This window comes from uncultured Microbacterium sp., assembly GCF_947488465.1.
Taxonomy (GTDB): Bacteria; Actinomycetota; Actinomycetes; order Actinomycetales; family Microbacteriaceae; genus Microbacterium.
In genome coordinates, this window is sequence record NZ_CANKZA010000004.1 from 41,338 (window position 1) to 64,501 (window position 23,164).

Consider the following 23,164-nt stretch of genomic DNA (forward strand, 5'->3'; position numbering starts at 1 on the left):
GAGCAAAACCACGTACGCGACACGTATCGGTTGAGAAACGCTGGCGACATCGACGCTGCGGATCTGGAGCCGCGACAGTATCCAAAAGCCCAGCATCAGGAGCCCCCACACAAACGAAGGACGTCCGTACGAGCCCAGGCTCCCGATTGTTGCGTAAGAGGGCACAGCGAAAAGCAATACGACGTACACCATCACGAGGTGGACGGAATCCCAGGGCAGCTTTCCGGCAACCCCGACATGGTGAAGGGCCGGGACGGGCGCTCGATGCGGCATGCTCATCTAGCGACGGTTTTCGTCTCACTGTCGTTGAGCTCAGGTTCGTCGACGGTCGACTCGGTCGCATCGATCATCGACTGCGTCTGATCCGACGGGGACTCGGCGGGATCCGCCGCATCCGTCGATGGACGGATCCGACGGCGAGTGCGGCGCGGTCGGCGTCGCACTGACCCGTCGATGAGAGCGGCGAAGACGAGCACAACCACCACAACACCGAGACCGACGACCGCCGCAACGACCATGCGGGTGCGCTGAAGCAGTGTGCTCTCATTGTCGACTGTGAGGGTCGCAATCTCGATGCGCGAGTCCAGTGCGACGCCCTCGGTCGATTGCAGCTCCTCCAGCGTGGCCACCGTATGTGCCATCACCAGCTGGAGGGCGCGCGCAGCTCCTACGTCGTCTGGATACGTGACGGTGGTCTTGATCACCGGAGCGGACCCCGGTGCGCGTTGAATCACGACTTCTGCGCCCGGGTGGTCTGCAAGTACGTCAGTGAGTGCGCCCTGCCCACTCACCGATTGCACGATGACGTCCGCGGGGAGAGCGAGTCCACCGATGAAGAGAAAGGGATTGGTCACCCCTTCGGGAAGATTGCCCTCGCCCGGGAGAAGCATCTGCGTACCGGAACGCTCGTACTCGGGGCCGACAAAGTTCCATGCACCAACGGCAGCGATAGCCGCCAGCATCAGACCCGGGACGACGATGTACCACCTGCGGAGCAACCGCCCCAGAGTTTCAGCAGGCTTCATTGTTCACGCTCTCTTTTCATTCCGTGTGGTGCGCCGGCGACGACGCACCGTCGAACGTTCCCAAAGGAGCGCGCTACCGACGCCAACGATCACGCCGGCGGCGACCATTGCGCCGAATGCCGTTGTCTGACTCAGCCGGGAAGGCGTGATGTAGTCGATCGCGGCCGACAGCGGCCGGACTTCCTGCTCGATGAAGTCACTTCGCTGTGCGCCGGCATCTGCCTGCAGCTGAACCGCCGTGCGGAGCACCTCATCGACGAGTGCCACCTGGCGCACTCTCACATCGTCCTCGTCGCGCCCGATGACCTGCACTTCGATGGCCGCATTCGGGTACGCCGTGGTGAACTGACTTCCGACGAAAGCAGCCTCGACGAAATCTGCCTCACGCCGCCCCGCGCCGTAAAGCGGCGCTTCCTCGGTCGAATAGCGCTGGGGTTCATGCCCGTCGTTGACCTGCCGCGCGACAAGGCCCACGAAGGAGATGACACTCTCATCCACGAACCCGTTGAGCGGCTCGATCCGCGAGGCACCCGGCCAGCGGAACTCGATCACCGTGCGCGTCGCGTACGTGCCGGAGTCGTGCACCATCGCCATCGTGCACAGGGTCGCGAGAACGATCGCGACAGCAGAGGTATACCAGCGTCGTGCGACCACGCTGAGAATCTCTCCCACTGTCATGACAGCCACCTCCCCACCGCGCTCCCCCGCACGTGATCGACAGGGTAGTCGGAATTTCTCCGGTGTGCCTGAATGATCACACGCGGGTGAGGCGTGGCGGGTCCAGACTCAGCCGTTGGCCGGGATCAGCGTGAACGTGTCATCCCAGCGGTTCCCGACCCACGACCCGCCTGCGATGTAGCCGATACCGTAAGCCGCCCGGTGGGTGAAGCGGTTGTCTTTGACCAAGACTCCCTGCACGGGGCTGTTCGAGTCGTTGATCATCCAGGCTCCGCCGTCGATCAGGTTCGACTCGATCGTGAGGCCTTTGCCCGTTCGTCCCTGTACTCCGACTTGAAAGACAGAGTTGACGTTCGACTGATTGCCGAGCTTGAACGTGGTGTGCCGCACAGTGACATTGCCGGATGCGGTCGTCTGGAGGCCGTCATTGTGTGATTCATCGCCCGCACCGGGACGCGACTCCGGGGAGTAGGCGAGCGCGGTGACGTAGCTGTCTTCAATGAGAACGTCCGAATCGGCGCGGAAGCCGTCCTGGCACCCGTGCACGTACACGCGCCGCGCCGTGTAACCGTTGAAAGCAAGGCCTACCGCACAATCGGCCCCTTGGCCGGCAATCTCGGTGTTCTCGACAGTCAGGCCGAGGCAGCTGTGCGCCGCACGCGTCGCGCCCGCGTAGTCGCAGTCGATGGGGTAATATCCACCCGATTCGAGATACACATCGCGCACCGTCACACCCTTGTGTTGCACGAGAATCAGACCGCCGACCAACCGCACATTCTGGATGGTCGCGTTGTCACCCGTGGTCTGGATCGCGCGGATGTCCGACCGGTAAGTCCAGCCGGGACCACTCGTCGCATCCTGAGGGACGTTGATGAGCACTGCACCGGGCGAGACGCCGGTGTTCGTCTCGTCGGGATATCCGCAGGCGCTCGGAACGGTGATGCAGTTGAGCTGAGCACCGACGGTCGGAGGCGCGGTCGGAGCTGGAGTCGGCTTCGGCGTGGCCGTTGGCGACGGAGTCGCCGTCGGCTTCGGAGCGGGAGCCGTGGTTGCCGTCGGCTTCGGAGCCGCGGTGACGGTCGGAGTCGCCGTCGGCTCGGGAGCGGAGGTCGACGTCGGCTTCGGCGGCGCAATCGGCTGCGAGGTCGCCGTCGGCTTCGGCGTGGCAGCCGGCTTCGAGGTTACTACCGGTTTCGAGGTCGGGCGGTAAACGATGTCCACCAGGAAGTTCGATCCGCGAGCGGACCTCTGCGGAAAGCCGCTCTCACCGTGCCGGTACACGCCCGCCCCGCGCGAGAGCGCGAATCCATTCTGCGTGCGGAACGATGTGAGGTCGCGCTTTGTGACCGGGTAACGGCCCTGCGGCGCGTAGTACGACGCGGTGTAGGTCTCGCCCGCCTTCAGCGCCACCGGCGCCGTCAGCGACACCGTCCGCCAGCCGACGGTCCTCGACGCATCGAAGGTAGCGCGTGCAAGGACGGTGCCACCCTCAGACCACAGGGTAGCCTGGGTGACGCCCGATGCGGAGCGGCCCTGGTAGTACTGCAACGCGGTGACGGTGCCGTCGCTCCGGGGCGTGAAGGCAACTCCGAGTTCCACCGCCGACCGGGAGTGGGTGGCACTCCTGCTGGGTTTCAGATCGTCGGCGAAGATCCCGACGGTGCTTGATGCGGATGCGACGCTGGGTACGGCGACGAGGGCCGTGAGGCTGAGGACCCCGGCGACGATGACGGCGAGGCGGGTGCGAAAGGAACGCGCCGCTGCGTGGCGGCGTTGACTACGGGATGACATATCACGTCCAGACAGTTTCGGGCAACTACCGCCGATGCTAGTTCGGGCTTTCTGGCCGCATTCACCACATGAACAGAAACTAATGCGGTCCCGCTAGGATTCGAGGAGGGGCATGGGGACCCCGTCGCGTCATGGGGGTGAAGCGTGCAAGAGACCGCTGAAGAGACGAAGGTGCCCGTCTCGATCGTCTGCGTGTACAACGATCCGGAGGTGCTGGAGAGTTGTCTCGCTCGCTCCATCCGCGAGCTACTCGACTCAGCGCCGGCGACCGAGTTCCTCCCGATCGACAACCGCAACAACGCGTTCTCGACCGCCGGAGGTGCACTCAACGAGGGGGCACAGCGCGCACGCAACGATGTCGTGGTTTTCGTGCACCAGGATGTCGTCCTTCACTCGCTCATCGCCCTCGAACGGGCGGCAGCCGTCCTTCTGACACGCCCGGACATCGGCGTTGCGGGGGCGGTCGGCATCGACGCGCGCCACCACATCCTCGGCCGCATCCGTGACCGCGTCGTACCGATCGGGAAAGTGGCGCTCGAGCCACTCGACGTCGACACTCTCGACGAGGTCCTTCTGATCGTGAGCCGTGACCGTATTCTGAGCGAACCGCTGAGCGAGGATCCGCTTCTGGCGTGGCACGCGTACGGAGTCGAATACTGTGCGCGGTCACGGCACGCGGGCCTGCGGGCCGTGGCGCTCGAGGCACCCCTCACGCACAACAGCCTCACGACGAACCTGAAGGATCTTGACCTCGCTCACCATCGGGTGGGAGAGATCTATCCACGTCTCCTGCCTATTCAGACGACGTGCGGCACCATCCACGGCGACCGGGCGCCGAAGCGCACCACGCTGTTACGCCGGCGCATCCGGAATGCCGGAATCTGGTGGCGCGAGTCACTCGAAGCCCGCGCGGTGGCCAAGGTCGCACCGACAAGTACCGTCGTCCTCGCCGACGTGCGGCTTGTCGTCGATGAGGCGATGGATCGCGCGGGGATGACGTCCCTGCGGGTGGTGGATCTGGTCGACGACGGCGCTCCCACGGCGGCCGATGGTCTCTCAAGGTATGGCCGATCGTTCTCCGCCGCGACCGGGACGGCGCAGGTCGCACGCGAGGCGATCCGTAACCGCGCGGCAGGCGAACTCCTCCTGATCACCGCGCCCACTCGATCCGCTATCTCCCTCCTCGGCCCACTGGGTCCATACCCGCACGTGATCGGGCACACGCGCGAAACGGGCGTCTGGGTGCTCGTCGGCGCCTCCGCCCCCACACTCCAGCCTCTGTGGTCGACCCGCCGTAGCCGCCCGTTCGCCGGGTGGGCGGGATCCCGCAAGCCGGCACAAGCGTCGTCGAGCCCCGCGTGAGAGGCGCGCACCGGGGTGCGGGATTGGCAGCAAGAGGATTCGGCGCGGTCGTAACCCTCACCGATCTCCTACCGCCCCGCATCCGTTATGGCTACGTCCATCGGGTGACCACCAAGATCTTCAGCCGCCCGCTGCCCACGCTCCCTGCGATAGAAAGGATGCCCGCCGGACGCGAGGCCGTGGACACCCTTTCGGTGCCGGCAGACCTCACGGGCGCGCTCGTCACCGACCATCTGGATGTCGGGGGCATCGGCGCGGTCATCGAGACACTCGCGCGGGGACTTCCGCGTTACGGCGTACGACCCATCGTGGTGTGCCCCGGAGACGGCGCACGAGCAGCGCGGTTACGTGCGCACGGCGTGGAGGTGCGCTGCGCGGCATCCGCGCAGGAGGCCGTCGACGCGCTACGCGGCGTGGACGTCATCGCGCTCCACAGTGCTCCCGATCATCTGGAGCGCTGCGCGATCGAGAGCGATCTGCCGCTCGTAACCGTCATGCACAACACGGAGATCCACTTCACTCGGCGTCGCTGGATCACCTTCCGCGAACTGCTGAGTCGATCCGTCACGGGTGTGGCGGTCAGCGAAACCGTCCGCGAGTTCCACATCCGGCACGTGCCCGCAGAGATCGCCACCCGCATCCGTGTCGTTCCCAACGGCGCGACCGCGGAGACCGCCGGCCACCCGCGGGAACGGGACACCGCTCGTAATGCACTCGCCGCGGCCGTGAACACGCCCCTCCGTGACGATGTCGTCTTCGCGTGCCTCGCGCGCTACGACTCGCAGAAGAACGTCGCGGGCACAGTGGCTTCCTTCCTGCACGCGGTGGAATCAGGCCTCACCGGCGCGCGCCTGGTCTATGCCGGCGACCCCTCCGATTGGGCGGAACTGCGGCGCGCCGACGCGATTCGACTCAGCAGTGCGCACGGCGACCGCGTTCACTTGCTCGGCAACTCCCACGCAAGCACCCTGCTCCTGGCCGCCGATGTCTTCCTCCTGAACTCGTTCTTCGAGGGGTGGGCCGTGGCGGCCACCGAAGCCGCCGCGTCTGGGATGCCGCTGGTACTCAGCGAGGTCGGGGGTGCGGCCGAGCTCATCGCATTCGATGGCGAGCGATCCGTGCTCATCCCGAACGCCGTCGGGGACGCCGGGTCGGTCACCGATGCGCGTGTCGTCTCAGCGCGGCGACACTCTCGGCATCAGTCCAACCGGGCCGATCTCGCCAAGGCGCTCGCGGCGGTCGCGAGCCGCGTACGCGCCGACCCGGAGCGACGGGTTCCGCCAGCGATCCGCACGAGCACTGCGGAGATGATCGGCGGTCACGCGGATGCCCTGCGCGAAGCGCGCGATGCGCACGTCGCTATCGGCGACGTTTGACCTGCGACGCGAGGGCGTTTCGGATCTCCCGCGCCCGCGATCGGTGACCGATGATGCCCTCGACCGTCACCGCGGTGTCGGCGGCCGTCACGCTGTAGCGCGGCTGGAACCAGGTCCCCGGCCGAGCGGGCAGTCGATCGCTCGTGTACAGCGCCCGATAGCCGCGCGCGCGCACCTCACGGATCGTCGCCCGTTCGTAGAGGCCGAGGGGCGCGGCGATGAGGTCGATCGGCGCGCCCGCGACGTCGGCGAGCACTGTCCTGGCCTCGTCGAACTCGCGGCGGACAGCATCAGGACCCAGACGGCGCCAGGGTACGTGATCCCACCCATGACTGCCGATCGTCATGCCGTGTGCGCGCAGTTCATGTAGGTCGTCCCGGCCGAGGCTCATCGGATCGTCCAGTCGGCCGGCGAGTGGAAAGAACGTCGCGCGCAGATTTCGCTCACGCAGGGCAGGAAGGGCAACGTCGACGTCCGTCCGATTGCCGTCGTCGAAGCTGAGTTCGACGCCGTCACTGCCGGCGACGACATCGAGCACACGCAGAAACTCCGACTGCGGCATCCAGTACTGTGCTTCGCCCGGCTCCCGCTCGTTCATGCAGGTGCCCACTCCGTGAAAACACACATGGATCGTCATTTCACGGTCTCCGTCGTCTCTGCTCTGTTACGTGTGCTGTCGTCCCGCTCCCATGCGGAGCTTTGGCGGTCCCGCCGCGCGCGCACTGCGGCCATCAGGGTGATCGCCACGTACGGCACCGCCGCTGGGATCAAACGAGGGTCGCGCACGACCACCCACAGCCATGCCGAGCGGTTCGATTCGCGCACCGCTCCCTCGATCTGCCCATCGGCCGACGCCGCGCGTAGTTGCGCGTTGCCGCGCCGCACCCTCACCAACCGGGTGATAAGCGCCCGCGTGGTCAGGGGCGTCTCGACGACAACCTCGACACCCTGCGCCTCGGCCTTCTCAGACTCCACGAACTGTGCATCGAGGAAGAGATCGTCGGAGATCAGCGGAGGAAACTCAGCGAACCGCTTCCGCCCTTCCTCCGAAAGGACGATCACGCCACGCCCGAAGAGACCGGCGCGGAAGACCGGCAACCGCGAGTTGATGGCGGCGTAGGACCGTACGGGCCACGGCCGGCCGACGGTGTTGAGCACTCGGCGGGGCACGACCGCAAGCACCTCTGGTCGCGCGGCGAATACCGCGGCGATCGTCGTGAACGCCCCCGCGGGCAGGACGATGTCGGCATCGACGTAGGCGCGTGGGAACCCGCGGGCGATGCGGTCGGCCGCGTTGAGCGCGGCAGCCTTGCCCGGCGCGCGCCGATCGACCACACGGACGCCACGACTGCCCGCCACTGCCACCGTTTCATCGGTGCAGCCGTTGGCGCTCACGATGATCTCGTATTCCCCCTGTTGGGCGCGCAGCGCGTCGAGGGTGCGTCCGATGACGGCTTCCTCGTTGTGGGCAGCGACGATCACGCTGAACATGAGCTTGCAGCAGCGCTCTCGATGTCAGGTCCGGCGTTCGTCGACGAACTGCGAAAGGGATCCGATCGTCGAGAACACCTCTTCGGTGAAGTCTTCGTCGCCGATGACGAACCCGAACTCCTCTTCCAGAGCCGCGGCCAGTTCGAGCAGTGCCAGCGAATCGAGCTCGGGCATGACGCCGAACAACTCCGTGTGCACGTCCAGAGTGTCCGCCCTGTCGGCGATGTCGAGGGTGGTCGCGATGACCCCGGTGACCCGTTCGACGGTCGTGCTGTTCACGTTCACGCTCATGATTTCTCATCCCCATTGTTCGTGTGCGAACCGGCGAGCATCATCATACGAGCACCTCCAACGGCATCGGGTGGCTGAGAAAAGCGGTGGGGCTGGCGGTCAATCCGTAGGCGCCGGCCTGGAACAGCACGATGAGATCTCCGACGTCGGCACGCGGCAGTTCGACGCCGTTGCCGAGAATGTCGAGGGGGGTGCACAGGCATCCGACCACCTGCACACGCTCTGCGTCGTCGCTGTCGATTCTGTCGGCGACGGCGATCGGATAGTTCCGCCGGATCACCTGACCGAAGTTGCCCGATGCCGCCATCTGGTGGTGCATCCCTCCGTCGACAACAAGGAAGGTCTTGCCCCGAGAAACCTTCCGGTCGACGACGCGCGTGACGTACACGCCGCACTCCCCGACGATGTACCGGCCGAGTTCCAGCACGACACGGGCGTGGGGAAGCACCGGGCGGATTCGCTCGCGCAGGAGCATCTCGAGATTCTGTCCGACGGCGTGCAGGTCGAGCGGCTCTTCGTTCGCGTAGTACGGGATGCCAAGGCCACCCCCGAGGTTGAGATAGACCGGCGGTGAGGACATCTCCCGCGCCAGCGAAAGGAGCAGGTCGACCGTCTTGGCCTGCGCCTCGAGGATGATCTCGGTGTGCAGGTTCTGTGAGCCGGCGAAGACGTGGAAGCCCGTGAGATCGACATCAGCGAGTTCGAGCTGTCGGATCAGGGCGGGCACGTCTTCCGCATCGACGCCGAATTGCTGAGCGCCGCCCCCCATACGCATTCCCGAGCCCTTCACCTCGAAATCGGGGTTCACACGAATCGCCACGTGCGGGCGGATGCCCAGTTCGGCGCCGATGCGGGTGACACGGTCGGCTTCGGTCACCGATTCGAGCTCGATGATCACGCCGGCAGCCACCGCCTGGGTGAGCTCCGCGATCGACTTCGCCGGGCCAGCGAAGCTGATCTCCCCGGGCGCGATCGGGGTGTCGAGCGCGAGCTTCATCTCTGCGCCCGATGCGACATCGAGCGAGTCGACGATCCCGCTGAGGTGCTGCACGAGCGCCGGCATGGGATTGGACTTGACGGCGTAGCTCAGTTCGAGGTCCGCCGGGAGCTCAGCTCGCAACAGCGCGATCCGATTACTGAGAAGCGTGCGGTCGTAAGCGAAGAACGGGGTGCTCCCCACCCGCTGGGCAAGGCGCTCCACGGGGACACCGCCGACGAGCATGCCGCCGCCGCTGGTCGCGAACTCGTGTCTATGGGTCACAGATGTCTCCTTCGGACTTCAGCATTCATGGTCGCGCCCGCATCCGTCTACCATTCGAGACACGTCAGCTCGCTGTAGAGGTAGTCGATATCGCTGGCGGACAGGGTGTCGCTCTTGAACATCTTCGGTCGGCCACGCGGGAGCAGGATCGCTCCCGAGGGTTTTCCGCCGACGACGCGCGGCTCGAGCAGCGTCGCCACCACGCCGTGCCGGAGAAGCAGGTGACTACCCAGCGGCCGGATCCCCCGGCGAAACAGGGCCGCGTCACCGACGTGGAGGATCGAGGCGAAGGCACGCACGCCCTTGCGCGTGTCTTTGCGGAAGACGACATAACAGACCTCGTCACCCGACACCAGAACGACGTGCTTGGCGGCACGGGTCTCGCGATGGTCCTCGTAGATCTTCTTGTCAGCGCCCGTCAGCACCGACGCGAGGACGGCCGGGTCGTCGCTGACTCTCACCCGGCCGAACGTCGGCCAGGGAAGATTGGGCATGATCACCGTCGTCGTGTCGAGGTCGACGAAGTTGAGTTTTCGATTCAACGGCACGACATTGCCACTCGGCGAGAAGTCCGTGAAGTGGTATCCCTTCTGACGCAGCAGCGACATGAGGAGCCGAAGACCTTGCGCCCGGTGGGAGTCCAGGACACACCATGCGCCGAGGTTGCAAAACTGCTCCACGCGACCGCCGACCACGCGTTGGGAGTAGTAGGCCAGATAGGCACCCACCACGTCTCCGTCGCTGCGGAGGAAGTAACCGTGATTGGGTGCCGCGACCGCCCACGGCACCTGGAGCGCGCCGGTCCAGGCGGCGGCGCTCACACGGTGATTGAGGTTCTCGTTCAGAAAGCGGGCGACTGCCGGCAGATCCGCGTCGGTGATGGGCCCAAGCTCGACGGCCACGGGCTACCACTCCCCTCTCTGCGGCGACATATCCGGCGACGGGACGGGCTGGCTCGCGAAAAGCGCTTCGGCGAGAGCTGAGGCCGCACCCTGATCTACTTTGCCGTTGGCGAGGCGCGGCAAGCGAGGCACCGCGACGAGATCGGGAAGCACTTCGGGTCGCAGCACGGACGCCGCATCACGACGGAGGCCGGAGATCTCGCCCCCCGGCCCTTCGACCAGGCTGACCAGCTGCCCAGCGAGCGTCATGACGGTGAAGGTGGGAATCGTCCGTCCGTCACGGAGCGCTTCGTCGATTTCATCGAGGTCGACGAAACTGCCACTTCTCTTCACGCGGCGGCCGGCACGCCCCCAGCAATAGAGCGATCCGTTCACCCGCTCCCCCACGTCACCGGTGAGCACGCTGCCGTCACTCTGCCATCGGGGATAGTCGTCCGTCTCACCGAAGAAGTACCCACGCGGCAAATGCGGGGAGGCGATCGTCAGCATGCGGATGCCGTCGATGTCGACGGTGTCGGTGGCCCACAACCCGACGGACCCCCGCCCGATGGGCACGGTGCCGCGTTCAGACGGCACGTCGTCGGATGCCGCGAACCGGGCGGTGCTGGCGAAGCCGATCGTCTCACTTGTGCCGTACGTGTTGACGACGGCCGGAACCCCGAAACCGAACACCTGATTGACGTGGCCGATCGGCAGGCGATCGCCGCCGGAACCCCACACCCGCAGTGCGGTGCCGGCGTGCGCACGACGCTCGGCGACACCGAGCTCGATGAAGCGCGGCGCGAGGCGCACGTGCGTCGCAGCGACTCGGTCGATGAAGCGGAGCGGTCTCAGCTGATCACCCAACGCGCTCGACACGTGGATCTCGGCGCCGCTGGCCAAAGCGATCAGGAGGTTCGTGATGGCCATGTCGTACGCGGGGTTGGAAACCTCCGCCCATCGGCCTTCGTGGTCGAGTTCGAGTGCATCCGCGCCCGCCGCCACGAACGCCGCGATCGCCGTCCAGGTCGACAGCACGCCTTTGGGCCCGCCGCCCGTCGATCCGGACGACATCGCGACGTAGCCGGCGGCGGCGACCTGCAGCGAGTCGAGGTGCCGCACGGACGCCTCCCGCGCATCGTCCGCCCCGACGACGATGTCGGGCTGAAGCGCAGCGAGGATCCCGCCCCGACGGCCCATCGGAGTCGTCGGGTCGAGGAAGCAGATCGAGTAGTCGCCGAGAATCGCGGCGAGCAGATGCACGACGGAGCGGTTGGACAGCGGCAGACTGACCGCGACGAGAGGCGACTCGCGCAACGCGGAGCGTCGAATGTCGGCTGCGGTCACGTGCGCCGCCGCGATCAGCTCGCGGTTCGTGAGCGCGTCCTTCGGATCACTGATCGCGCGAGCGTCGGAGCGGCCCGCGCGAACGGCGAGGATCCGGTGAGCGAGTTCGTTCATGCGGATCAGACCACCGCGTGCGCATAGTCGGGCCAGTGTCGCGCCGGGACGTTGGCGTCAAGCACCGGCAACCCCGCAGATTCGAAGGTGCCCTCCGGCACGCGATCCGACCCGAGGATGACGCCGTCGACCCCGTCGATCGCCACCGCGCGCGACTCGGAGAGCAGGCGCTCCAAGTGCGGCAACCGAAGGCGGATATACGACTCGTTACTGCCGATGAGCTCCGCCGGGTTGACGACATCATCGTAGATGCGCACATCGACGCCCTTCCCGGTGAGGGTCTCGGCGATATCGACATACGGGCTCTCGCGAAGGTCGTCGGTCCCGCTCTTGAACGCGAGTCCCAGCAACGCCACTTTGCGCCATCCGAGGGCGAGCACGTGATCGACGACCCGGCGCGTGTGCGCGGCGTTGCTCGCCAACAAGCTCTCCAGTAGCGGCGCGGAGACGTCGGCGCGGCGCGCCGCGTAGGTCAGCGCGCGGACATCCTTCGGAAGGCACGACCCACCGAACGACCCACCCGGTCGGAGGTACCGCTCGGATACGTTCAGAATCTTGTCCTCCGCGAACACCGCCATCAGTGTGTTTGCATCGACGCCGTAGGCGTCAGCGAACCGTGCCATCTCATTCGCGAACGTGATCTTCACCGCATGGAAGGCGTTGCTCGCGTACTTGATGGATTCCGCCGTCGACACGGTGACGTGGCGGATTGGCGCGTCGACGGCGCGGACCATCTCGGTCACGGCGCGCAGTGCCGCATCGTCGTCAGTGCCGATGATCGTGAATGGGGGATGCCGGAAATCCGCAATCGCGGTTGATTCGCGAAGGAATTCCGGGCAGTAGGCGACGCTGTACTGCTCCTCCCTGCCGCGCGGCATGAGTGACTCGACGATTCGATCGGTCGTCCCCGGCAGGAGTGTGCTGCGGACGGCCACCGTCAGATGCGGCTCGTTGACGCCCGCCTCGATGAATGCCGCGATTTGCGCGAGAACGCCTTCGACGAAGCCGGTGAAGAGCGAGCCGTTCGGGGCGGATGGCGTTCCGACACAGACGATCGCAACATCGGCGCCGTGCAGTGCTGCTCCGGCATCCGTTGTCGCTGTCAGAAGCCCCGATCCGACGACACGCTGGGTAAGTGTCTCGAGGCCGGGTTCGGCCAGGGGCGCACGACCCTGCAGGATCGCCTCAACTTTCGACTCTGCGAGGTCAACGCCGACGACCTCGTGCCCGGCATCCGCCAGGCACGCCGCCGTGACACTGCCCACATATCCGAGTCCGAACACCGCTACCTTCACTTCGCCACACTCCTTCTCGATCGTTCGGCCATTAACTGCGCGTAAGCAGCGGTGAGCTTCTCCGCCTGAATTTCCCAGCACAAGACCTGTTCGAACCGCGCGCGGCCGGCCGCGCCCATCACTGCCGCACGCTCGGGCTCGCTCAGCACCTGCTCGACGGCGTCGGCGAAACTCTGCGCCTGGTTCGCTGGAACCGCGTACAGCGACGCGTCCTGAGCGGAATAGCGACCTTCGCGCACGTCGAACTGCACGATGGGACGGCCAAGTGCCATGTACTCGATGATCTTGTTCATCGTCGAGAGGTCGTTCATGGGGTTGACCTCGTCGGGGTTCACGCACACGTCCGCGTCCGACAAGATGCTCTTCATCTGCTCATCGGGCACACGCCCGTGAAACTCGACCCGGTCGGCCACACCCCTGGTACGCGCGATGTTCTCTAAGCGTTCGCGGTCGGGACCCGAACCGATCAACGCGAGATGCACATCGAGGTGCCGCTCCGACACCAGGATCGCGACCGCATCGATCAGGTACTCGATGCCTTCTTGGCGCCCCATCACGCCGACGTAGCCGAGCAGGAAGCTGCGGCCGCGATGCCAATCCTCGCCCGTGGACCGGTATGCGGCCCACGACCGGTACGGCCCTGAGCGCACGACCGTCACGTCGTCGCCGTCGAACCCGCCGCGTCCGCGCGCGATGGCGCGGTAGCTCTCGTTCGTCGAGATCACGTGATCCGCCCACCGATAGGTGCGGCGCTCGAAGTGACGAGCCACGGTGCGGAACAGCCACGGGAGAGGCAGTTTCTTGGCCGCCACGAGCTCCGGCCCGATGTCGTGTTGATCGAAGACCAGGATGCTGCCGTCCGTGCGCTGGGCCGGACGCGCCACCAGATACAGCAGGTCGGGCGGGTTGCAGAAGTGCACGATGTCGAAAGGCTTCTCGCGTCGCGCCTTCTCGAAGACGGCGGACATGCGGCGGAGGGACACCCCATACTCGTTGACGTACCCGGCGACTCCCTTCGCCTCGCGCGGCGCCAGATAGCGGTGCACGGTGACACCGTCGATGACGAAGTCGCCCACCGGGTGGCGTTCGTCGCTCGGGCACACGACCGTCACGTCGGCGCCCGCCGCGGCGAGCGAGGTCGCCTCCTGCCAGACTCGCCGGTCGAAGGGGACCGGCAGGTTCTGTACGAGAATCGCGATCCGCGATCCGCTCAGCGACGCGGGCGCCATCACGCGGTCATCGTTGAGCCGTCCCACACGAACATCATCTGATCGCTCCATCATCACGCGAACCTCCGGAGGTAGGGGACACGAGCTCCGGCCTTTGACCGGGCGAGCATGGATGCCGCTTCAGGGAGCACCTGCGGAGCAATCACACGCGTGGCGACCAGGTGCACGATCAACACCGCAAACCCGATGAAGATCAGCGAGATGAAGGGCGGAAGTGCGGCCGTCGCCTCCTTGACTGCCCACCCCGCGGTCCCCGAGGCGATCACCACGACGGCAACGAACCAAAATGGTCCCGCAACGACACCGGCCCGCGTGGCGAGCAGCCGCGAAGTCAGGAACCAGCGGGTCACCGTGGCGACGATGCACACGCCGAGGAAACCGAAGGCGATGGCGACGAGTCCCATGTGCGCGAGCGCCAGCGTCGTTCCAAGAGTGAGCGCGTCGATGATAAGCGCGTACAGGAGCCACACACCCGGTTTGCCCGTTCCGTAGAACAAACCGTGATCGAGCCAGGCGCTCACCGACATGATGCCCGTGAGTGCGAGGATCTGGGCGACCTGATAGCTCTGCTCCCACCCGTCACCGAAGATGATGGGGATGATCAGCGGCGCGGCGACGGCAACGATCGTCAAAGGCAACGCGAGGGCGAAGTAGATCAGTCGCGAGGCGCGCAGATACGCACTGCGCAAGCGTTCGGCGTCGTCGCGGATCTTGGCGAACGCCACCTGGGTGACGGGCACGATCGCGCTCCCGCTCATGTCCTGAACGACCTGAACGAGGCGTTGCGCGATTGTCATGTAGCCGAAGGCGCCCACGCCGAGGGTGGCGCTGATTACGACGGCTTCGCCCAGAGCGCGCAGCATCGCGACGAACTCCACGACGAGCACCTTGCCGCCGAAACTGGCCATCGCGAAGAAGTCCGACCGCACGAACGTGCGCTGCGGATGCCATCGCGTCGTCATCCACGCCAGGGCCGACATGATCGCGGGCCCCACCAGGCTCTGCACCACAAGCGTCCACGCCCCCGCCCCAGAGAACGCGAGGATCAGGGCGATGACCTGCGCGACGACGGCAGCGCCCGCACCCTGCAGGGCGATGACCGAGAACCGCATGTCACGGCGAAGGATCGCCATGGGCACCGAGCCGAAGGCAGTGAGGACGACCCAGATCGACAGCGCCTGGATGATCGGGACGACATCGTTGTTCCGGAAGAGAAGTCCCAGCGCAGGTGCCAGCGCAATCATCACGAGACACAGGGCGACACCCGCCCCTAGGGAGAACCAGAAAGCCGTGCTCAGCATTCGCTGATCGACGCGCTTCGCCTGAACGATATAGGCGGCGAAGCCCAGGTCAGCGAAAAGGAAGAAGAAGGGCAACACCGTCGAGGCCGCCGCGACCGTGCCGAAGTCTTCGGGACTCAGCAACCGTGTGAGCACGGCGATCGTGACGAAGCCCAGCACGCGTGTCGCCCACTTTTGCGCGGTGAGCCAAAAGACTCCCGCGGTAGCGCGGCGTCCGACGCCAGGACCGCCCGATGAGACCGGAACGCTCATGTCTGCCCACCGCCCCCGACGACACGCGCCACCGCGCGACCCACCTTCTTGGTCAGGCGCCTTCCCTCGCGGGGGAGATCCGCGACCCACTGTGTGACGCCGTAGGTCGACAGTGCGGTTTCGTAGACGGCACACAGCCGTTCGGTCATCGCCGGCAGGCCGAACCGCTCGACGGCAAATGTGCGTCCGAATTCGCCTAGCGCTACGCGGCGAGCCGGGTCTTCGAGGAGCGCGCCGACGTCACGGGCGAGGCGGCCGATCGGGTCGTCAAGTGTGTCGGGACTCCAATAGCTCGATCGCGCGAGCTCCTCTGCGGAGCTGGGTTCGAACGTCTGCGACCACCCCGCCTCCCCTTGCACGACGAGAGGTTTGCCGAATGCAAGAGCCCGGGCCGCCGATCCTCCCATCCCCAGCATCACGTCGGCTGCCTCATACGCTGGGCGTGGATCTGACATCGGTCCGAGCAGTCGAACCGCCTCACGACGGAGCGCATCGTTCACCCGACGCGCACGGTCCCCCAGGGATTCCGCCGCATCGCCGCCGCCCACGATGTATAGCGTGGCGCCCGAGCCATCCAGCTCTTCCATGGCGTCGATCGCGATCTCCAACGAACGTGCCTTCATGCGGCTGTCCAGTCGGCTCACAACCCCGATCAGCGGACCATCACCCAAGCCTGTGTCCCTTCGGAAGTCGGCGCCTCCGGCTCGGCCGGGCGCGTCACGCTCGATGTCCACGGGGGGAGAGATGAGCTCCGTCGCACCCGCGCGACCCGACTGCTCCTCGATCAGATACCCTGTCCCGAGGACGAGCGGCATATGACGAAGCACAATGGGCGCGATGCTCATTTCGTACACGGTATGAACCCACGGCGTGCGGCCCCATCGGGCGGGGCCCCAATACACTTGGCGCGCCGCGCCCCACATGCCGTACACGTGAATGAGATCGACCTTGCGGCGATGCGCGATATCGCTCAGCTGTGCCGCGTGCGCACGCATTCCCACCGCAGCGTCGTAGACCTCGATGTCGACATCCTGGTCGCGGGCGTAGTCGAGCAGATTCGGCGTCGCAGGCAGCGTCTCACCCATGCCCACAACGATCGACTCGACCCCGAACGCGCGCGCGGCGACAGCGAAATCGACCGCGTTGATCTGCGTGCCGCCGAGCTCGAGGCTGTTCAGGTGTACGAGGACGCGCATGGCCACTCAGCCGCCCACACTTGTGCGCAGAGTGGCCGCCACCAGCATCTGCTGCGTCTCGGTGAGATGCGGGAACATCGGCAGCGAGAGGATGCTCGCGGCAGCCGCTTCAGCCACCGGGAACTGCCCATGACGGTACCCGAGAGATGCGTACGCCTCGGTGGACGGCACGACGGTCGGGTAATGGATGCCGGCCCCGATTCCTGCGTCGCCGAGACGCGCGAGTACGCGATCACGATCGTCCACGCGTACGACGTAGAGGTGCCAGACATCGGTGTTTCCTGGGCGAACCGCCGGCAGGCGTAGGCCGTCGATGCCGCCGAGGAGGTGGCCGTAGCGTTCGGCGGCGGCCCGACGCGCTGAGTTCCATGTCTCGAGCCGACGGAGCTTTGCCCGCAGTACCGTCGCCTGCACGGCATCGAGTCGGGCGTTCATCCCGACGTGGTCGTGGACGTACTTGACCGAACTGCCGTGTGCGGAGAGGTTCCGGATGAGGGCGGCACAGTCGGCGTCGTTCGTCATCACAGCCCCGGCATCGCCGGCCGCTCCGAGGTTCTTGCCTGGATAGAAACTCGTCGCGGCGACCCGCCCCACAGCGCCCGCGCGCCCAGCCGCGCCCGATGCGCCCTGCGCTTGAGCAGCATCCTCGATGACCTCAAGTCCGTGGCGCTGAGCAAGCGCTGTGATCGGGCCCATCGGCGCGGTCTGCCCGAACAGATGCACCGGCACGATCACGCGCGTGCGCGGGGTGATCGCGGCCTCGACGGCTTCGGGATCGATGAGCAAGTACTCGTCGTCGACGTCGACGAACACCGGGACCGCGCCGATCCGTGATGCTGCTTCGGCCGTCGCGATGAAGGTGTTCGCGGGCATGATGACTTCGTCGCCGGGGCCGACGCCGACGGCGCGGTACGCGAGTTCGAGCGCATCGGTGCCGTTGGAGACGCCGACGACGTGATCGACACCGATGTACTCGGCGTATTCGTGTTCGAAGGCCACGACCTCAGGCCCGCCGATGAACCCGGCCGTGGCCAACTGACGCGCCCAGACCGGGAGTACCTCGTCGAGAACTTCCGCCTGTTGAGCGGCTAGATCAACGAACGGAACTTCATGCGTCACGAGGACCCCTCCCGTCCCGTGAATCAAAGTCGGCGAAGGTGAGCTGCAGGGAACCCGCAATCTCGCAAGGCCGTTGAGCCTCCCCGCCGACACGAACAGCCTCGACACGGATCAGGCCGTCGCCGGTGAGCACATCGACCGAGCCCTCGTCGCGGTTCACACGTACGACGCGGCCCGGGATACGCCCCACATATGTCGGGGGGTCGTCGACGGGCGAAGCCCGCTCAACAACGATCCGATTCCCCGCGACGTAGCTGAATGCCCCGGGGTAGGGCGAGGTGAGTCCACGAATCAGCCGATCGATCGACTCAGTAGAGTCCGACCAGTCGATGAGGCCATCGTCAGGAACGCGACCGCAACAGTATGTGGCTAAGCTCTCGTCCTGCGCCGTTCCCACCTTGCCCGTCAGTCGAAGCTTTACGGCATCAGGAAGAATGCTGGCTTGCGTCGCGTTCAGCTCCCGGTACAAGTCGGTCACCGTGTCCCTCGGCCCGATGGGCACTCGGCGCTGAATCAGGATCGGTCCTGCATCGAGCCCTGGAACGATGCTGTGCACGGTTACCGCAGTCTCGTGTTCACCGTTGATGATCGCCCAATTGACGTTGGCGCGTCCTCGGTATGCGGGCAACGGCGCGTAGTGGACGTTGATGTACGGGGTCGTCTCGACCATCGCGGCCGGCAAGATACGGGCGAACGAAGACACGACCACGATGTCGGGCGCCTCTCGCTGCACATGGTGCTCCACGTCCTGGGGTCGGGGCCCGGCAAGCACCGGCACGCCGCATCGGCGCGCTCGCGCAACGACAGCATCCTCCGCGGGCTCGTTCCGGACGACTCCGACGACGTCGAAGCGATCGACCAGCGCCTGAAGGGCGGAGTCTGCTGTGGGCCCATCTCCGATCAGCATCACCCGTGGCGTGTCAGAGCTCATCGATGTACCGCCGTTCGGCGCTCGTGAGTGACGCGGGCTCGCGTAGGAGAAGCTCGCCGACTTTGAGTCCTCCTGCTTGAAGGCGCACGATGGCGTCCGGCCCCACGCGCGAGGGCAACACCGCCATATGGCCGCCGGAAACGTTCTCGCGTGGCCAGACCGAGAGGCCCACCGTGTCGCACGTGTCCGTTGAAATATCCCCCCAGTACCGCACCACCACGAGATCCGGCCGCGCCGTAGCCAGCCGCGCGACATCGGTGTCGGAGAGCACCGACCCACCGGTCGGTGTGATGGCCACGAGCAGTGCATCCGCCGCGGTGACATCGAGCCCGTCGAGACTCCTCGCGGAAACCACCCTGGCGCCCGCCGCCTCGAGCCCGTGGACGATGTAGTCGTTGAAGGGATTGTCGCAGCAGAGCGCGATGGTGCTCCCGTACGCCGGAACGCCGGCATCCGCGAGTTGGATGACCGCCATGATCCCGAGGTACGAGAAAACATCCACAAACGGATGCCGCTCGTTCGTCCCCGCTACACGCACACCGCGCCGGAGGAGCCCATCGATGTCCAGATCGACCCTCCCCGCTTGGATCTCCCACGTCTCGAACATGAGGGAAACGACCGCGTCGTCCCGGATCGCATCGGCGTAGGCGCCGACGATCGGCCGGACGTGTCCGCTGTTGGTGATCACGTCTGCCCGGGCGAAGTCGTTCTTGTCATGCTCGCCAGTCACCCGGATTCGATCTGCGACGCCCAGCAGGTGCGCCAAGGCCGATGTGGCAGATGTCACGTCATCGACGCTTCCGTACCGCGTCGCCTTCGTGATGGCCGTCACGCGCGCCCCGGACAGCGCCGCAACGACTGGTGTGACCAAGTAAGCGCCCGTAGCGGCTTCGGTGAGCACCTCGCGATCGGCGAGGTCGATCTCCATCCGTTCCACCGACTCGCGAACAAGCCGGGCGAGTCTCGGGAGGGCAAAACCCGCAGCATGCGTCACTGTTGCCTCTCCGCGACGTCTCCGATTGTGACGCCCTTCACAGGGTGCAGGAGCACATCGATCACGCGATCCTGATCGGCATTGCTGAGCGAGTGATACACGGGGAGGATCAGCGTGTGGTCCGTCAGCCACTCGGTGACCGGCAGCGATCCGTCGGCAGCCAACTCGCGGTAAGGCGCGTGACGATGCGTTGCCATGATGCCGCGACGCGCCGAGATTCCTGCCTCCGCGAGCGCGATCAACAATCCGTCGCGGTCGGTCGGATAGCCCTCTTGCACTTCGACCCAGAACGACTGGATGTTGCCAGTCCCATAGTCCGGATCAGCCACCGTGCGCAAACCCTCGACCCCGCGAATCCCTGCACGATACCGCGTTGCGATCTCGCGGCGGCGACGCACGATCGCGGGCAGTTTCGACAATTGCACGATACCTACGGCGGCCTGCAGGTCGGTCATCCGGAAGTTGAATCCCACCTCGGAGTACTCCTCGGCAGGGGGCAAGACGCTCTGATGCCGATCAGCTGCGGAGACTGTCATTGCGTGCTCCCGCAACCGACGCGCGCGTGCCGCCCAGTCCGCGCGGGAGGTGGTGAGCATGCCGCCCTCACCGGTCGTCAGCAGCTTCCGCGGGTGGAACGACCAGGCGGCGATATCGGCGCCGGCCCCCACCGGTCGCCCGCGATACGTCGACCCGGCGCCGCAGGCGGCGTCCTCGATGACGACGACGCCGAGCGGATCTGCGATCTCACGAATCGGCGCAAGGTCCACCGGGACGCCACCCTGGTCGACCACGATGACCGCCCGGGTTGCGGAGGTCAATGCCGCCGCGAATCCCGCCGCGGTCATATTCCCCGTGACGATGTCGACGTCGACGAACACGGGCGTTGCGCCCACGTAGGTCACGGCGTTCGTCGTTGCGATGAACGAGAACGATGGCACGATGACTTCGTCCCCCGGTCCAATCCCCGCAACGACCAGAGCGAGGTGGAGCGCCGTCGTGCAGCTGCTCGTGGCGACGGCGAACGAGGCATCCATCGCGGCGGCGAACTCTTCTTCGAAGCGCGCGACGCGTGGTCCTTGTGCGACCCAACCAGACGCGATCACCTCGGCGACGGCGTCGGTCTCCTCCTGGCCGAGCCAGGGGATCATCACGTTGATGCGATCGGTCACGCCGTCACCACCGAACGGCTCGCGGCGATCTCGGAGCGGAGCGGCCGCCACCACTCGACGAGCTCCCGCAGGCCTTCGTCGAGTCCGATCGTCGCCTCGAACCCCAAGTCGCGGCGGGCCGCGGATGTGTCAGCGAGACGGCGAGCCACGCCGTTGATGGCTCGTTCAGGACCGTGCTCGACGCCGAGGTGTTCGGCATCCATCACCCGGAGGAGCGCCTGCGCGAGTTCGAGCAGACTGGTTTCGGTGCCACTGGCGATGTTGTACGTCCCTTCGACGATGTCACTTCGCGCCGCCAGCACATTGGCGTGCGCGATGTCGGGCACGCAAACGAAGTCCATCGTCTGATTGCCGTCACCGAAGATGAGGGGTGGAACCCCGTCTGAGATACGTTCCATCCAGCGGACGAGGACTTCGGTGTAGAGACCATGCACGTCCATACGCGGGCCGTACACGTTGAAGTAGCGGAGCAGGACGTAGTCGAGGCCTTGCATCGCGCGGAAGCTGCGCACGAGCCCTTCGTTGAAGGTCTTCGCTGCCCCGTAGATCGTGTCGTTGTTCTCGTGGTGGTGGCGTTCGTCGGTTGGGAAGGTCTCGGCCATGCCGTACACCGACGCACTGGATGCTGCCACGAGCTTGCCGACGCGGTGCTTCGCCGCGGCTTCGACGACATTGAACGTGCCGTCGACGAGCACTTCGAGCGCGAGCCGCGGCTCCTCAGCACACTGCGTGATGCGGATCGCCGCCTGGTGATAGACGACGTCCTTTCCCGCGACGAGCTCGTCGACGAGCGCGCGATCGCGGATGTCGCCGTCGATCAAAGTGGCGCGTCCTGTCGCGAGCGCCTCGTCGAGGTTCGCGAGACGCCCCCGGACGAGATTGTCGAGAATGTCGATATGGGCGACGCCCGCGCCCAGGAGTTGGTCGACCAGTGTCGAACCGATCGTCCCGGCGCCGCCGGTGACGAGCACACGCGCTCCTTCGAGCTGAGTCATGCGGCTGCCCTCCGGGGCTGGATGTCGAGCTTCATGGGCGCCGGCGCACCGCCGGCCGCAAGACTGCGCTGTGCGGCGTCGAGCACCGACAGCACACGAAGTCCGGCTTCGCCGCTCGTGCGGGCGGGTCGGCCCTCGCGGATCGCCGCCGCGAACTCGGCGACGACTCCGGCGAGCGGCTCCCGTTCAGGCAGGGCCGGCGACCACGTGTCGCCGAGCCGGTACGAAATGTTCGCGTCGCGGCGGTCGGGCGTCGTCTCTTTCGAGACGGCGGCGATATCGACGCCCCGGTCGTAGACGCTGATGCGCTGCTGCGGATTGAGGTCGTCCCAGACGAGCGTGCGCTTCGTGCCGCCGATCACCATCTGGCGGATCTTCGTGGGGCTGAGCCAGTTGACCGTGACGTGTGCCATTGCACCGCCGGCGAGCGGCATCGAGAGATACCCCACGCATGCCTTGCCCGTGCCGAGCGGATCGGAACCATGTGCCGACACGGACGCTGTGGCCAGCCCGCCGGGAAGGACGAAGTCCATGATCGACAGATCGTGCGGGGCGAGATCCCAGAACACGTCGACGTCGGGCTGGATGAGCCCGAGGTTGATGCGCGTGCTGTCGATGAACAGGATCTCGCCGAGCGATCCTTCCGCGATGAGTTCGCGGATCTTCAACACCGCCGGCGTGTAGCAGTAGGTGTGATCGGCCATGAGCACCCGGCCGCTCGAGGCGGCCCGCGCGACCATCTCTTCGCCGCGCAGGCGGTCATCGGCGAGAGGCTTCTCCACCATCACGTGCTTACCGGCATCCAGTGCCTTGAGCACGATGGGGTGGTGCGTGCGGGCGGGCGTCGCGATGGCGATCGCGTCGACACCCGGGTCTGCGAGCACGTCGTCAAGGCTCGCCGTGACCGGCACGCCCCCGATGCCATCGGCGATCTGCTGCGCACGCGCGATATCGAGGTCACAGATGCCCGCGAGCTCCCAGTCACCACTCGCGCGGAAGTTGCGCGCCAGGTTCGGACCCCAGTACCCGGCCCCCACGACCACCACTTTCAGTTTTTCTGTCACGT

Annotated in this window: 21 protein-coding genes; 2 read left to right on the top strand and 19 right to left on the bottom strand. The window is 66.2% G+C overall.

The window, feature by feature from the left end; genetic code table 11:
* Positions 1-275: 275 nt before the first annotated feature.
* From Q0653_RS09755 to Q0653_RS09765, 3 genes are all read right to left on the bottom strand, one after another.
* Complete coding sequence (locus Q0653_RS09755) at positions 276-1,025, bottom strand: hypothetical protein (RefSeq protein WP_298944422.1); 750 nt, start codon at positions 1,023-1,025, stop codon at positions 276-278.
* A 3-nt stretch (positions 1,026-1,028) separates the two neighbouring features.
* Positions 1,029-1,703: a hypothetical protein gene (locus tag Q0653_RS09760; protein ID WP_298944423.1), complete on the bottom strand. Its 675-nt coding sequence runs from the start codon at positions 1,701-1,703 to the stop codon at positions 1,029-1,031.
* Between the two features lie 108 nt (positions 1,704-1,811).
* Entirely contained in the window at positions 1,812-3,494 is a 1,683-nt protein-coding gene (locus Q0653_RS09765; RefSeq protein ID WP_298944424.1) for a DUF4082 domain-containing protein, read from the bottom strand.
* Positions 3,495-3,638: 144 nt separating this feature from the next.
* Here Q0653_RS09765 and Q0653_RS09770 point away from each other — a divergent pair, with 144 nt between their 5' ends.
* Complete coding sequence (locus tag Q0653_RS09770) at positions 3,639-4,856, top strand: glycosyltransferase (protein WP_298944425.1); 1,218 nt, start codon at positions 3,639-3,641, stop codon at positions 4,854-4,856.
* Positions 4,857-5,014: 158 nt separating this feature from the next.
* Complete coding sequence (locus tag Q0653_RS09775) at positions 5,015-6,232, top strand: glycosyltransferase family 4 protein (RefSeq protein ID WP_298944426.1); 1,218 nt, start codon at positions 5,015-5,017, stop codon at positions 6,230-6,232.
* Here the strand turns inward: Q0653_RS09775 and Q0653_RS09780 are convergent.
* The 16 genes from Q0653_RS09780 to Q0653_RS09855 all read right to left on the bottom strand — a co-directional run bounded on the left by Q0653_RS09780 (position 6,216) and on the right by Q0653_RS09855 (position 23,162).
* Entirely contained in the window at positions 6,216-6,830 is a 615-nt protein-coding gene (locus Q0653_RS09780) for a polysaccharide deacetylase family protein (RefSeq protein ID WP_298944427.1), read from the bottom strand. The genes Q0653_RS09775 and Q0653_RS09780 overlap by 17 nt on opposite strands.
* A 35-nt stretch (positions 6,831-6,865) precedes the next feature.
* Complete coding sequence (locus tag Q0653_RS09785) at positions 6,866-7,714, bottom strand: glycosyltransferase family 2 protein (protein ID WP_298944428.1); 849 nt, start codon at positions 7,712-7,714, stop codon at positions 6,866-6,868.
* A 33-nt stretch (positions 7,715-7,747) separates the two neighbouring features.
* Positions 7,748-8,014 carry a phosphopantetheine-binding protein gene (locus Q0653_RS09790; RefSeq protein ID WP_298944429.1) on the bottom strand — a complete coding sequence of 89 codons (267 nt, stop codon included), beginning with the start codon at positions 8,012-8,014 and terminating at the stop codon, positions 7,748-7,750.
* Positions 8,015-8,057: 43 nt separating this feature from the next.
* The gene (locus Q0653_RS09795) at positions 8,058-9,275 is read right to left on the bottom strand and encodes a pyridoxal-dependent decarboxylase, exosortase A system-associated (protein WP_298944430.1); all 1,218 of its coding nucleotides are present in this window, start codon (positions 9,273-9,275) and stop codon (positions 8,058-8,060) included.
* 47 nt (positions 9,276-9,322) lie between these two features.
* Positions 9,323-10,177, bottom strand: a complete 855-nt coding sequence (locus tag Q0653_RS09800; protein ID WP_298944431.1) for a hypothetical protein — start codon at positions 10,175-10,177, stop codon at positions 9,323-9,325.
* Between the two features lie 3 nt (positions 10,178-10,180).
* Positions 10,181-11,617 carry an AMP-binding protein gene (locus Q0653_RS09805; RefSeq protein WP_298944432.1) on the bottom strand — a complete coding sequence of 479 codons (1,437 nt, stop codon included), beginning with the start codon at positions 11,615-11,617 and terminating at the stop codon, positions 10,181-10,183.
* A gap of 5 nt (positions 11,618-11,622) precedes the next feature.
* Positions 11,623-12,912, bottom strand: a complete 1,290-nt coding sequence (locus Q0653_RS09810; protein ID WP_298944433.1) for a nucleotide sugar dehydrogenase — start codon at positions 12,910-12,912, stop codon at positions 11,623-11,625.
* On the bottom strand, positions 12,909-14,195 hold the full coding sequence (locus tag Q0653_RS09815; RefSeq protein ID WP_298944434.1) for a glycosyltransferase family 4 protein: 1,287 nt from the start codon (positions 14,193-14,195) through the stop codon (positions 12,909-12,911). Before Q0653_RS09815 ends, Q0653_RS09810 begins: the two co-directional genes overlap by 4 nt.
* Complete coding sequence (locus Q0653_RS09820; RefSeq protein ID WP_298944435.1) at positions 14,195-15,694, bottom strand: lipopolysaccharide biosynthesis protein; 1,500 nt, start codon at positions 15,692-15,694, stop codon at positions 14,195-14,197. The genes Q0653_RS09815 and Q0653_RS09820 overlap by 1 nt, the downstream gene beginning before the upstream one ends.
* On the bottom strand, positions 15,691-16,890 hold the full coding sequence (locus Q0653_RS09825) for a glycosyltransferase (RefSeq protein ID WP_298944436.1): 1,200 nt from the start codon (positions 16,888-16,890) through the stop codon (positions 15,691-15,693). The genes Q0653_RS09820 and Q0653_RS09825 overlap by 4 nt, the downstream gene beginning before the upstream one ends.
* A gap of 6 nt (positions 16,891-16,896) precedes the next feature.
* Positions 16,897-18,009 carry a DegT/DnrJ/EryC1/StrS family aminotransferase gene (locus Q0653_RS09830; RefSeq protein WP_298944437.1) on the bottom strand — a complete coding sequence of 371 codons (1,113 nt, stop codon included), beginning with the start codon at positions 18,007-18,009 and terminating at the stop codon, positions 16,897-16,899.
* Positions 17,999-18,787 (bottom strand): methionyl-tRNA formyltransferase, encoded by a 789-nt coding sequence (locus Q0653_RS09835; RefSeq protein WP_298944438.1) that lies wholly within the window; start codon positions 18,785-18,787, stop codon positions 17,999-18,001. Before Q0653_RS09835 ends, Q0653_RS09830 begins: the two co-directional genes overlap by 11 nt.
* A 142-nt stretch (positions 18,788-18,929) precedes the next feature.
* Complete coding sequence (locus Q0653_RS09840) at positions 18,930-19,934, bottom strand: hypothetical protein (protein ID WP_298944439.1); 1,005 nt, start codon at positions 19,932-19,934, stop codon at positions 18,930-18,932.
* Entirely contained in the window at positions 19,931-21,082 is a 1,152-nt protein-coding gene (locus Q0653_RS09845; protein WP_298944646.1) for a DegT/DnrJ/EryC1/StrS family aminotransferase, read from the bottom strand. The genes Q0653_RS09840 and Q0653_RS09845 overlap by 4 nt, the downstream gene beginning before the upstream one ends.
* 17 nt (positions 21,083-21,099) lie before the next feature.
* Positions 21,100-22,098, bottom strand: coding sequence for an NAD-dependent epimerase/dehydratase family protein (locus tag Q0653_RS09850; RefSeq protein WP_298944440.1), 999 nt, complete (start codon positions 22,096-22,098; stop codon positions 21,100-21,102).
* The gene (locus Q0653_RS09855) at positions 22,095-23,162 is read right to left on the bottom strand and encodes a Gfo/Idh/MocA family oxidoreductase (protein WP_298944441.1); all 1,068 of its coding nucleotides are present in this window, start codon (positions 23,160-23,162) and stop codon (positions 22,095-22,097) included. Before Q0653_RS09855 ends, Q0653_RS09850 begins: the two co-directional genes overlap by 4 nt.
* Positions 23,163-23,164: the final 2 nt, after the last annotated feature.